The sequence below is a fragment of the Faecalibacterium sp. I3-3-89 genome (assembly GCF_023347275.1).
Classification (GTDB): domain Bacteria; phylum Bacillota; class Clostridia; order Oscillospirales; family Ruminococcaceae; genus Faecalibacterium; species Faecalibacterium butyricigenerans.
In genome coordinates, this window is the sequence record NZ_CP094468.1 from 2,560,829 (window position 1) to 2,573,427 (window position 12,599).

General features: G+C 42.9%; 10 protein-coding genes and 3 pseudogenes. 5 read left to right on the forward strand and 8 right to left on the reverse strand.

The window, feature by feature from the left end:
- Positions 1 to 20: 20 nt before the first annotated feature.
- Together MTP38_RS12435 and MTP38_RS12440 are read right to left on the reverse strand one after the other, a co-directional pair.
- Positions 21 to 1,328: a sensor histidine kinase gene (locus MTP38_RS12435; protein WP_207676801.1), complete on the reverse strand. Its 1,308-nt coding sequence runs from the start codon at positions 1,326 to 1,328 to the stop codon at positions 21 to 23.
- Positions 1,313 to 2,077, reverse strand: coding sequence for a LytR/AlgR family response regulator transcription factor (locus MTP38_RS12440; RefSeq protein WP_242699532.1), 765 nt, complete (start codon positions 2,075 to 2,077; stop codon positions 1,313 to 1,315). The genes MTP38_RS12435 and MTP38_RS12440 overlap by 16 nt, the downstream gene beginning before the upstream one ends.
- Before the next feature lie 120 nt (positions 2,078 to 2,197).
- On the opposite strand from MTP38_RS12440, the gene MTP38_RS12445 reads away from it, so the two are divergent.
- From MTP38_RS12445 to MTP38_RS12460, 5 genes are all read left to right on the forward strand, one after another.
- The gene (locus MTP38_RS12445) at positions 2,198 to 2,554 is read left to right on the forward strand and encodes a helix-turn-helix domain-containing protein (RefSeq protein WP_249233739.1); all 357 of its coding nucleotides are present in this window, start codon (positions 2,198 to 2,200) and stop codon (positions 2,552 to 2,554) included.
- Between the two features lie 159 nt (positions 2,555 to 2,713).
- Positions 2,714 to 3,898 carry a radical SAM/SPASM domain-containing protein gene (locus tag MTP38_RS12450; protein WP_249233740.1) on the forward strand — a complete coding sequence of 395 codons (1,185 nt, stop codon included), beginning with the start codon at positions 2,714 to 2,716 and terminating at the stop codon, positions 3,896 to 3,898.
- 33 nt (positions 3,899 to 3,931) lie between these two features.
- Positions 3,932 to 4,192, forward strand: coding sequence for a PqqD family protein (locus MTP38_RS13730; protein ID WP_207676746.1), 261 nt, complete (start codon positions 3,932 to 3,934; stop codon positions 4,190 to 4,192).
- Between the two features lie 264 nt (positions 4,193 to 4,456).
- Entirely contained in the window at positions 4,457 to 6,046 is a 1,590-nt protein-coding gene (locus tag MTP38_RS12455) for an ATP-binding cassette domain-containing protein (protein ID WP_249233741.1), read from the forward strand.
- A 14-nt stretch (positions 6,047 to 6,060) separates the two neighbouring features.
- The gene (locus MTP38_RS12460; RefSeq protein ID WP_249233742.1) at positions 6,061 to 7,671 is read left to right on the forward strand and encodes an ATP-binding cassette domain-containing protein; all 1,611 of its coding nucleotides are present in this window, start codon (positions 6,061 to 6,063) and stop codon (positions 7,669 to 7,671) included.
- Between the two features lie 212 nt (positions 7,672 to 7,883).
- Here the strand turns inward: MTP38_RS12460 and MTP38_RS12465 are convergent.
- The 6 genes and pseudogenes from MTP38_RS12465 to MTP38_RS12490 all read right to left on the reverse strand — a co-directional run.
- Positions 7,884 to 8,903, reverse strand: a pseudogene (locus MTP38_RS12465) (relaxase/mobilization nuclease domain-containing protein); the annotation flags it as partial.
- 282 nt (positions 8,904 to 9,185) lie between these two features.
- Positions 9,186 to 9,575, reverse strand: a complete 390-nt coding sequence (locus MTP38_RS12470; protein WP_249233743.1) for a hypothetical protein — start codon at positions 9,573 to 9,575, stop codon at positions 9,186 to 9,188.
- Between the two features lie 150 nt (positions 9,576 to 9,725).
- A pseudogene (locus tag MTP38_RS13735) lies at positions 9,726 to 9,928 on the reverse strand (transposon-transfer assisting family protein).
- Positions 9,929 to 10,039: 111 nt separating this feature from the next.
- A pseudogene (locus MTP38_RS12480) lies at positions 10,040 to 10,318 on the reverse strand (DNA topoisomerase); the annotation flags it as partial.
- A gap of 29 nt (positions 10,319 to 10,347) precedes the next feature.
- A complete protein-coding gene (locus MTP38_RS12485) occupies positions 10,348 to 10,539 on the reverse strand; it encodes a transposon-encoded TnpW family protein (RefSeq protein ID WP_055059682.1) in 192 nt (63 codons plus the stop codon).
- 118 nt (positions 10,540 to 10,657) lie between these two features.
- Positions 10,658 to 12,559, reverse strand: coding sequence for an AAA family ATPase (locus tag MTP38_RS12490; protein ID WP_249233744.1), 1,902 nt, complete (start codon positions 12,557 to 12,559; stop codon positions 10,658 to 10,660).
- Positions 12,560 to 12,599: the final 40 nt, after the last annotated feature.

Consider the following 12,599-nt stretch of genomic DNA (forward strand, 5'->3'; position numbering starts at 1 on the left):
TTTTTCTGTCACAAAATCGGTTATTGTGAAATTTCTCCAGTAAATTGAAACCAGTTGTCCTCATAATCCATAGTGAAATCACCATTATATTTTTCAAGGATAAGCTTCACATTGGAAAGTCCAAAACCATGAAGTTGGGGGTCAGGTTTGGTCGTTTGAATAGTGTTGTTTTCAATTCTGACAGGATTTGAGGTGTTTCGAATAGAAAATAAAAAGCTTTTTTTCCATAATGCTGTTACATGAATCTTCTTACTTCCACAGTATGATCGATTGGCTTCAATTGCATTATCTAGCAAATTTGAAAGCAGTACAACCATATCAGCTGCTTCAAATGGCAACATTGATAAATCGTTTACTCTGAAATCAATTTCAATCCCCTCTTGAATTGCCTCTGACGCTTTCGTATTAAATAATGCATCCAAAATCGAATGATGAGTATTTACCAAAAAAAGTCGTTCGGTTTGTTGCTTGGATACTGAGTTCAAATAGACTTCTGCTGGCTCGTATTCATGGTTCTGCAAAAGCACACGAAGAGTGTTGAGATGTGAGCGATAATCATGTACTTTTTTGCGTTGTTCCGAGAAAAGTTTGCTGGCAGATTCCATGCTCCGTACTTGAACCTCAAGTTGCTGTCCCAATGAAAATAGCTGTTGCTCTCGTTCCATAGCCTGCTCCATACGTTCTAGAAGAAAGATTATTGCTGCATTTGCAGCAATAATCAATCCACAAGTAAATGCTAGTATAGCTTCTGATACATTTCTTCCGGTGGATATATAGAGTAGAACAATCAATACCATAAACGAAGCACTTGGAAATAACCCGTACATAATTATTTGTGATATTCGGAGAGAATGTCGATTTTTCCCAAACCTTCTGGGGCGCATGATTTTTCGGAACATTAGTGCTAAAAATAGCTGTAAAGAATAAGCGATTATACCATAAATAATTACGCAGATAGGTGAAGATTGAAATGTATTAGAATCCATTCCAAAAATTACACTGCATGTCATTCCAACAGTGAAAGATAAGCAGTATGATAATAAATATTCAAGGCTAACAAAGAAGCAGAGTATAGCAGTCGAGATTTCTGTATATAACCTTTTAGCGATTATGAAATCGATCAGTAAAATGATTAAAATTTTTAGTGCTTGATTGTGTCCAACAATGATTGAAAGAATTAAAGGAACCCAACAACTCAGAAGTACATATTCCAATACATGGAGGTGGAATTTTAATCCGTCAAAGCGACGTTGCTCAAAAACATCTAAAAATAAAATCAAACATATTGTATCAACAGCGGTATAACAAAGACTTAAGAAAGTTCCCATCGACTTTTTCCCCTCCATTTTAAGTATAGCTGTTTCAATTCTTTATGCTTTTTTTCACTGGATGGAACACATACACCACTTTTTAGATAAACTTTTTCATATTGAAAGAGCTCAATGTATTCCATATTTACTAGGTAGCTCTTATGTATACGTAGAAAGCCTAGATTTTGAAGTTTGTCAGAAAGAACCGCCATATTTCCGTAAAAGCGATACTCAGTCCGTGCATCATTAATTAAGTGCATAACAATAATATGCTTGTCGGATTCTAGATATAAAATGTTTTTGGTTTGAACATCTATCGACTCGCCGCTAATCGAAAAAGTAACGGTTTGACGAGAATCAATAACTTCTTGTAGCGAATTCACAAAGTATGGAATGAGCTTGTAAGGAATATCAGACTTTAATAGATAACGAAAAGCATTTACTTCATAGCCTTCAGGGGCGTATTGAATGAAGTTTGTAACAAAAATAATAATGGAAGTCGGGTTTTTTGATCGCAATTTTCGAGCCAGCTCAATTCCATTTAGTTTCTCCATATCAATATCTAAGAACGCAATATCAAATTCACCTATATTTCCAGCACTTAGGGAATCTGTGAATGTAAAAAATGTTGCAGCGATGTTAGTGGACCGACAATATTCTTGAAGAATAGAAAGCTCTAAGTCAATCAACTTTTGCTCATCATCACAAATCAAAATTCTCATTTTGCCAATCCTCCACTGCAATTTGATGATCTTTTTGTCATCCAAAATAACGCAACTCCTTTCGCAAGTCAATGAAATTCGACATAATCGAACATTTTAATAATTATAGTACGATTATATCGAATATGCAAATAGTACACTCTAATAGGATAGGAGTGAACAGAAATGGAGCATTATCTTGGTAAAAAGCTAAAAAACTTGAGAGAAAGTCGAAACTGGTCGCAAGCTGAACTTGCAAAGCGGTTGAACAAGGCCGTTTCTACAATTAGCGGCTATGAAAGTGACGCTCATGCTATTCCATTAGATGTTCTTGTTAGTATTTCACTTCTGTTTGGAGTTTCTACCGATGAACTGCTAGATTTAGAAACAACGAATGTCCTTTCGCTTTCTGGACTTACGGAGGAACAGTGTAATCTCTTGAGAAAAATTCGACAAGAGTATCTTTCCCCTAGCCAACGAGGAAAAGACTTTTCTAAGAACCAGATGGGTATCCTCCACGATATTATAAGCTCATTCGGCTAACTTATTTTCGTTAATCCACACTTTTCTTGTAATCGACTGTTAAAATTGTTGATGCAAGAAAAGTGTTTTTTTTTGGGGGGGGGGGACTTGAATGACTTGAAATCACCGACTGAGCCAATGCACGACTTCATGCCATGATTTCGGGAATTCATGACAAATTTGCTGACAACTGATGAAAAAAGTAATAGAATGCAAACAGCTTGCACGTATTTTGAGACGCATTTAAATGTGGAAAGGAAAAATCAAATGGTAAATCCAACCTACGTAGATTTTTCAATCTACCCATATTGCAATTTGAGGTGTGACTTCTGCTATGCAGAAGCTGAATGTGAATCGACTATTTCAAATCATTTGCTCAAGGTATCGGACTTTGAGGATATCTTTGAGCAGTTTGATCAAATTGGAATTTTACGCGTTGGATTTGAAGGCGGTGAACCCTTTCTACGGAAGGATTGGTTCGAAATCCTCAAATTGGCAGATAAGCACTATTTTAATTACTTTGTCAATACAAATGCAACAATGATCGATGAGTCTATTGCAAAGAAATTGGCGCAAACAAACGTTGATAGAATCTGTGTCAGTTTGGATGGTCCAACTGCTCAAATTCATGATAAATCACGTGGAAAAAGCGGAACATTTGAATTAACCAAAAGAGGAATCATAAACCTGATGAATTGCGGCATTGCAGTCGATGGGATTATAACTCTTACAAAATATAATGTGAATTATATTCCGGAAACATTAGAACTAATGCATGAGTTGGGAATACATGAAGCAGCAATCATGCTCTTAGCTACTGTAGGCAATGCAAAAAAGAATGTCAGAGATTGCTATTTAACATATGGCGAGCTAAAACAATTCATTCTGCAGATGACAGATTTGAAAAAGCAGAAAAAACTTCCAGTTTCGCTGAGGATTGTTCCTGTCGAGGAAGGACAATTACCGTGGGAGCTTTATTGGCCTTTATATGAAACTGGTCGGGCAGAAGATATAAAATATTGGGTCAAAGAGGATTTGTACTATACATCTACTGAAAATAGTTTTGGTTGTACAGCAGGTAAAGACAATTTCTTTGTGAATGCCTTTGGTGATGTGTATGGATGCTCTATGATGTCGTCTATTCCTGAATTGAAAGCTGGAAATATTAAAGAACATTCTTTAATTGATATATGGGAAAATTCAAAAGTATTTAGTCAATTACGAGATATTTCCATTAAAGATATAAAAGGGGCCTGCAAGAATTGTAGTATTCTGAAATGGTGCAAAGGTGGATGCAGGGGCTGCACATTTGCAGCAACTAAAGACCTTATTGAATCAGATGGGCGATGTCCATATGCCCGATAATCCACTGAAATTTTATAAACGTAGGAATTGAAAATGAAAATTTGTAAATTACATAATTTCAAAAGACAATGTACTGCACGATTAGATGACGAAAGTACGGGATTTCTCTCCACAAATGGCAAAGTATATATATTGAATAACATCAGTTACGAAATATTATTAATGCTGGAAGGCGGAAATAGTCAAGAAGAAATTATCAATCAACTATGTCAAAAGTATTCAGTTTCTTCTGATACAGTTTCTCCAGATGTCGAGGAATTCATGAATCAATTAAAGAAACTGGACTTACTCTAAACTTGAAAGGAGGTGATAATATGTATAAGAAACCCATTATGATGGAAGTCGATGGCTGGGGCAAGCACGGCTAACAGAATGATCTAAAGCGATTGAAAACTTTAGATGATCAAACAATACAAGCATCAAACCCTGAACGATTTAGTTTGTGGGATTGGTGCTTGTATTTGTGTATAAAAGCCCAAGTTAAAGGCATCCTTGTGTTATAGGAAATTGCAGCTTAATTAATAACCTTTTACATAGTATTCACCAGAAGGAGTAATAATGTTCAAGTTTTCAAGAAGAATACGTGCATATAAATGCCTATATCTTTTTATATCTTTGATCTATATGCCGTGTACATTTTTGGGAGAAATATATCTGCAAAAGTTTATTGATCAGAAAAACTTGAATTATTTTATGTTCGGATCTTTGATGGCGTTGTTTTTTGTGACATTTATGCTTAAATTTTTAAGGTCATACGTCAAGAACTGTCTGGATAATGATGGTATTCTGGAAGGTCAAAGATTAATCTTTAATCAATCTTTGTGGCATAAAACAAAAGAGAACGAAGGAACATTGCTCTATAACCTGACAGAAGATACATATAAAATGATGCCATGGTATACTTCGGGAAAATCAGAGCTAACATTAGAAGTTTTGAATGTGGCATTTATGATTTTTCTGATAATGTCGATAAATTTCTATTTAACATTGATTGCCTGTTTCTTTTTATTGATTAGTTCTTGGCTTGCAAACAGCTGCAGCATAGCATTTGCAAAAGCAGAAAATAATCGGCAAAAAATGAAGGGCTTTCTGAACCAGTATATCGTAAACACAGAGAGAAACATTAACACAATTCGACAGCTGGACAAAGCAGATTATTTTGAGGAACAATTCGAAAAAGTTGTAGAGCAAAATTATACATCAACGTTAAAAATCGCGATCGTAAGAAAGACAGTTTTTATTACTCAGCTTGTTTTTTCTGGGGAAGTTCTTCCTTTTATGGTTTTGTTTTTAGGGGTCGTTTTATCCTTTTATGGATATGCGTCAGTTGGCGAAACAATTGTTATCATGGACTCCATGGTGAAGATTTCAAATTCCATCCAGTCGATCGGTGATGATATTTCTCAATGCCATCTGTCGACTGATATATACAACAGGGTACAGAAGACAATCCATTCGGACTCGCTTACAGAAAAAGGATTGCAACAAGAAGTTCCAGAATTCAAAAACTTTGACATTACAATATCCAATAGATTCTGCCCTTCCAATGAACAGTCTACGTTGCCACCACGTGAACTTGATATCAAATTTTCACGAGGCGAAGTGGTTTTAATAAAAGGAAAAAGCGGAACAGGAAAATCCACACTTGCAAAAATAATCACCCGAATGATTTCACCCAATCAGATCAACGGACATATTAGGTATAATGGGCAGGACTTTTTACAATTCGATCCGGATGAATATAAAAAACGCGTTCTGATGGTCGAGCAAAACACCGTGTTATTTTATGGAACTGTGTTAGAAAATATAACGATGGAATGGAATGCAGCTCCCGATGAAATAGATGAAGTGGTTGTGGCATGCGGTCTGTCGGAATTTGTTGCGGAACATGGGCTTGCGTATGCAATACCTTATGGTGGCGAAAACTTGAGCAGTGGTGAACGGCAAAGAATCGGGATTGCAAGGCTTCTGCTTCGTAAGCCAGATGTTATCATTCTTGATGAGCCAACCAGTGCACTCGACCACGACCTGAAAGAAGCCGTTTCAAAGGGGATCGTTGATTTTGCGAAGAAGCATAAAATGACCCTTGTGATTATTTGTCATGGGGAAGAGTTTGATCCGTATAGCTCTCAGATCATTCAACTGTAAAAGATAGGTGAACGATGAAAAAATTGCTGAATGTGTATTCTTCGTTGAAAAAAGACAGAAGTTTATTTTCGCTCTCGTTTTTAATTGAATTTGCATGGAATCTGCTCCTGATTGAACTGCTGGATCGGTTGATGGCGTATTCCGCACAGTCTGATCTTTGTCTTTTTTCAAAAACTTCCGTTCTGTTTTGCATTGGTGCAGTCATTTTTGTTCTGCTTGTTTTTTCCGATCAATATTTTTTCCGAAAGCTGAAAGGGGTTGGCGAACTCAAATTACAAGAATATACCTATGGCTGCTTCCTGAAAAATCTTTCTTCTGTACAGTGCCAAAAAGCAGGAGATTTGGTGTCCGCAGTCAATCGGAATACGGAAGTCATTTCGCAATGGATGTCAACGGGTGTTGTGAACACCATTCTTCAAACATTTCTGCTGCTGGCATATCTTTTGATCCTACTTCTTCATAATGCAGTGGTTACGATGATTACCGTATTCATTATTATCGTGATTTTCTTACTCTCAAAGCTATATGCGCAAAAGGAAGCTGCATATACAGCCGAAAAGCAAACCAGATATTCTGAAATAAACTCGAAATTGCTAGACACCTTAAACAATCGAAATTTGATCTACGCATTAAACAATGAGGCTTTCTTCTCCAACAAGTTAAAAACATTCCATGACCAGATCAGCCAGTCTGTACTTGTTCCTTTAAGCCGGTATACCGCTTTGAGAAATGCAATGTTGACATTCATGATCAACACGTTGCCCGTTATTGTTCTTGTCTCAACGATTTTGCTTGCCAAGCTTGGAAAAGCAACTGGGAGCGATGCGATCACGATGATGCTTATCGCTCAAAAATTAAATGGTCCGATCATTTTGCTGACCGATTTGATTGCAGATCAAAAGAAAGCATCCGAAATGTATGCAAAATCAAAATCCCTGTATACAGAAAAAGCTGACGAGCATCGTGGAAATCTCATGCAGGATTTCGAGGAAATGCGTGTTGAGATTCACGAGTTCCAGTATACCGACTGTAGTGATAAAATTCTTGTTGGTCTGCAATTTCAGTTTAAGAGGGGAGATTTGGTGCTGATCAAAGCTGCCAGTGGTAAAGGAAAAACGACCTTAATCGAATTGATGTCCAGGTTGATTCCAGCGGACGGGCTGTGTGGCAGTATAAAGTATAACAATCAATTGATTTCTAATTTTGATTTGAAAGATTACCACTGCAGGGTGCTGTTAGTGGAGAGAACACCTGCGCTGATCGATGGAACCTTGTATGAAAACCTCGTATTGGGAGATATTTTTTATCCAGAATGGATTGAGGAAATAATTCATGTGTGCGTATTACAGGACTTCATTCAAGGAAGAGATCAATCCTACCAGATTCAAGGAGATGGGAGCAATATCAGCGGAGGTGAACGGCAGCGAATCGGTCTTGCCCGAATGTTATTGCGTCGACCGGAGATCATTCTTTTGGATGAAGTCACCAGTGCGCTCGATTCAAAGACAAAAAGCGTTTTGGTAAACCGATTGCTGACATTTGCTCAGAAATATAATATGACAATTATTGCGGTTTCCCATGATGACTCATTTGATGCGCACTGTACGCAATTGATTCATCTTTAAAAATAACTCTGCAAGCAGGGCGAGCTGGTACCAACTCGCGATTTTTGAATCAGATTTTTCAAATCCAAATTCAAAATGCTTGTTGGGCTGTGCCCAATCCCCTATCGTTCCGCATCGTACGATGCAGGCTGCGCGTTTGTTCCAAACACTTTTATAACAAAAAAGATAGCCTAGGGCTCTTCCATGAGGGAAGGGTCCTAGGCTATCTTCGTTTATCGGGACTTCGTTTTTTCGGTGCTGCTCTTTTCCTCTGCAAAGAACAGTTCTACGTTTCTCTTTGCACGAAGAAGCTCCTGCATTTCTTCTTTCGCTTTACGATAGTCCGGGTAGAGTGCTTTCTTTTCCGTCAGCAGCTTGGAATATTCCGTATCCAGTTCTTTCACCTTGGGGAGCTTTTTCAGGTTAGCTTCATCGAATGCCGCTTTCGCTGCCTTGTGCAGTGTGATCTCTGCACGATGACCTTCCAGAAAGTGCTTGCTGTATCCGGTCTTTCGGTAGGCATCATAGACTGGTCGCGTCTTGGCGTAGTTGATGATGTGTGCTTTCAGCACCGCAATTTCTGCCAGTCGATTTTCAGAATCTTTAATGGAATCGCCCAGTTCGTGATAGTGAGCAGTAGCAGCATCCACACGCTCCTGCATCTCCTCAATGCTGCCGATTTTATTTTCCTGCAAAAAAATCAGGGTCTTGGACATCTCTTTCAAATTGTAGCGTTTAGCCCACCGTGCATAGCCTTCGCTTTTGCCCTCGGAGAGTTTTGCCTGAATGTCCACCAACAGGTGGAACGGCTGCTCTTTCGATGGCTGCTTCTGATACGGGCGGTGTTCGGATTCTCCGGCAATGACCGCCTTGATTTCATCTTCACTGTATCCCGCGCCCAGTGTCCGAAAACGGATAAAGCGTTTCTGCCGTGTTCCTTTGACCGAAGTGTACTTTCCCCGTTTGATTTCGTAGCCCTGCTGTTCCAGCTTTTGAAGAAAGCCCTCGAAATTTGCGGGCCTCTCGTTCAGCAGGATGTTGTCGATTACGGCACACAGCTTATCACGATTACTTTCTCTGGGTGGATAAAGGGTGCGCTTCTGCCGCTCTCGGTACGGCTTGATTTCAATAACAGACAGCTGATGTTCCAGACAAATCAAATCGCTCAACCGCTGCACGGCCAGCCCGGATAATAAAAAATCCCGAAATTTTCGGGTGCTGTCCAGCGCAGTGGAGTTGTAGATTCTTCGGTTTTGCTTGGCATTTTGGCCTCCTTCTTCAGATTTTAGGGTATAAAAATAGCGGGCAACCGGTTTGTGGTTGCCCGCAGGAAAGTGTATCGAGATAAGATTATTTGCTATTGCCCTTTATGTACTTCATAACGCAGCACCCCATCACGATGACGGGAAGCACGGTTCGTAAACCGAGGTCGCCGACCCGCACATTTACATCAATCACAAGCCCTGCAAACCATGCCGCTAAAGTGAAAACAGTTGCCCAACCGTAACTCATTGAAATTACCTCGTAAAGCTGTCTCAGTGCTTTGCCGCCAAGTTCTCGGCCATCTCCAGCAGACGGTCAAAGGTCTGCTTTTCTTCCGGCTCCTCGATCAGCTTTGCAAGGAGCGTACGGAACACATCGGTGCTATCGTGCCCCAACGCAACTGCAACTTTGTCGATGCAGTCGTGCAGTTTTTTGACAGCATCATCGGAGGGCTTGGATTTCGTAAGCAGGTCGGACAGGTAGCTGATGAAGGGATAGGTGGAATCATCGTTGATGATCTCGTTGGTTTCCTCGATGATCTTCTGGTTATCTTCGGGGGTCATATCGCCCTTTTCTTCCCATATATCACGGGAAGAAGTGCGGCCTTTCAGAAAAGTGGCAAAGAGCAGGCGGTCGATGGGTGATCTTTTTTTGGTATCCATTGGCTATCCTCCGCTTTCAATTTTTCTGTGCATTAAAACTGGTTTTAGTATAGCATGAATGGAAGGATTCTATCAAGCCCACTTTCTTGCGGTTTGCGAAAATTTTTCGGAACAAAAGAGCCTATGTACGCCGCCCGCAGGCGGCAAAAATCAGTCCCGGGGAAATTCCAGCTCGGCAACTCCGCATCGGTCATAAGTTTCAGCTTCTCGACCACACCCTCGGACAGCTCCCGGAGAGCAAACTCATCGGGCATCAGGTAGCACTGCATGAGCCGAAGTTCCTGCATCAGCCCCAGCTGCGAGCCGGTGTTGTAGAGCATCATCAGCATCAGTTCCTCAGCATTAAAGTTCATGGGCATCCCTCGCTTTCTTACATCCAAAAGGGTTGCATTCACTCCTTTTTTCATTTCCGTGTTCTTTACCAGTTCGGTAATCATCGTATTGATCTCGGTCATAAATTCACCCGGCTCCATTTCGCCATGTTCGATTTGCAGCAGTTTCGCTTCCCAGTCAGCCGTCATATCCGCAGACTGAATCTCTTCGGGCATTACGGTAATGAGGGCCTTTCCCTTATCCGTGGGCAGCAGCACCTTGGTTTTCTTGTTGCCCTTGCGCTCCAGAAAACCCTTCTGCACCAATTTTTCAATAGTTGCGGCACGAGTTGCCGGTGTGCCGATGCCCTGACGTTCCACGCCCTCCGGCATACTGTCTGCACTGGCGGTTTCCATAGCGTGCAGCAGGGTGTCCTCTGATACATTTTGTCAAGGTGGTTTTAAGAAATTTTCCCGCAATCGTTCATAATAAGCCGCTTGATTTTATCGCTCATAGTTTCCTTGCTGGTGGTGCTGAAGTGGATTTTCACCCGATAGGTCGTGTTTCCGATTTTCTTCACAATATCGGGCTGTTCTGCTTCCTTTACGGTCAGAGGGGAAGCGTTTGCGGGGGTGCTGGCTTTATTGCTCATAGGCTCTCCTTTCCATGAAAAAAGCCCTCATGCTACGGCGCACAAGGGCTTATAGTCATTCTTCTATAACTCTGAAAGTGCGAAAGTGCAAAGTGCAAAGGGTCTGCGTTTTGCACTTTCAGCTTGCGGGTTCGGGTGGCTGCTTCTTCTTGATGAAGTTGTACCATTGACCGCCGACACGCCTTGCGCCTAAAATGCCGCCCATGTTGCGCTTGGCGTTCTGTACCGTCCTTTCGGATATTCCGGCTTCGGCTGCGGCTTTTACAATGTCCTCACTGGCAAGCTCTTTCCCGTCTGCAAGCAGGTCAAGTATCAGCCTTTCAGCCTGTTCGGTTTTGGTGGCGTTGTTGCCGCCCGCGCCGGACAGCAGCTCGTCAGCGGTGATGTCGTATTCGCCTATCCACGAAAAGCCCGTTTCCGGGTCAAGGCAAAAGGCAACGGGCTTGCCTTCCGGCGCAAGGGAAGATTTGTCATGGACGATAACGCGCACATTCGGCTCTCGCTTCACGCGCCCGATCAGCAGGACGCTCCTTGCTGCGGCGCGGAAGTCGATAGAACCTAAGCCCCGGTATGCGCTCTGCCCTCCGGCAGCTTTGTTCAGGTGTCCGATAAGGATAACGGCGCACCCGGTACGCTCGGCAACATCGGCAAGGCGGCGGAACATGGGGCGCACTTCGTTTGCCCGGTTCATGTCGGTTTTTTCGCCCATGTACGCCTGTATGGGGTCAAGGATAATCAGCCGCGCCCCGTTCTGTGTGATTGCCTTTTCTATGCGCTCATCGGACAGGGTAAGCTCCCGTTTGGCTTCATCAATCACAAGCACCCGGTCAAGGTCGGCTTCTGCTTCCATCAAGCGGGGCTTGACGGTATCGCCCAGCCCGTCCTCGGCAGTCTGGTAAATTACTTGGAATGGCGGCAAGGGCTTCATTCCCGGCAGCGTTCCCCCAGTGGTGCAGGCGGCGGCAAGGCGTAGGGCAAAAGTGGTCTTGCCCTCGCCGGGATTGCCCTGCACAATGGTTACTTTCCCAAAGGGAATATACGGCTCCCATAGCCATTCAACGGTCTGTGTGTCAACCTCGCTCATGCGGATAATCTCAACGGTTTCTTCCTGCGGCGGCTCTTTCAAGCCGTAGATTGCTTCCCGCAAATACTTCCCGTCTGTGATTTCTGCCCGGTGCTGCAATACCTCGTTCCAGTCCTTGTAAAGCGGGAGAAGGCGGTGGACGGTGTAGCCCTCCGGCACAAGCTCCGCAAGGCGGCTGCAAGCATCGTTTCCGGCGTTGTCGCTGTCAAGGCAGAGGTACACGGTCTTGATGTTCGGACGGTCAGAAAGGAAACGCAAAAGGGCTTTTTCGCCCACGCCGCCCAACGCCAGATAGCTTTGCTTTTGCCAATCCTTTTTGAACAGGCAGAGGAAAGATAAGAGGTCTATCGGGGCTTCAAAGACAAACAATCTTTCGCCCTCGCCCCGGTAGCAGAAGTTAAAGGATTTGTCGCTGCCTTTCACATCAAGCCGGAAGCTCCCGGCTGTGCCGCGCTGGTGGGCGTAGCGTGGTATGCCGCTTTCATCTCTGCCGACAAATACGGCGTTATGGTGGGCGGCTTCCTCGTAAATATCGCCGCTGGCAAAGAAAAAGCCCGTCACATCTTCATCAATGCGGCGGGCGGCTGTGAGGTAGTTCCTCGCTGTTCGGTTGTCGGGGCTGCGGGGCGGCAGTCGGAAGTCAGAAAAGGACGCGGGGCTTGGTCTGTCCGGCGGCGGTGCAGCTCCCTTTTCTCCTGTGAGAAGTTCAACGGCTTCGGTGAAGCTCTTGCCGAAAAACTCCATGACAAAATCAATGGGTGCGCCGCCCTTACTCTGGCTGTGCCTGTACCATTTGTTTCCCCGGACGGTCAGGCTGTCGTGCCGCTTCCAGCGGTATTCATTTCCGGCGCGGGTAAGCTGCTCTCCCTGTGATTGCAGGAAAGAAACAAGGTCGGCTTGGTTGGCGCGGTCTATCTGTTCTTGGGTGTAGTACATGACTGATACCTCGCTTTCTATGGTTGAATTGTTCATAGCT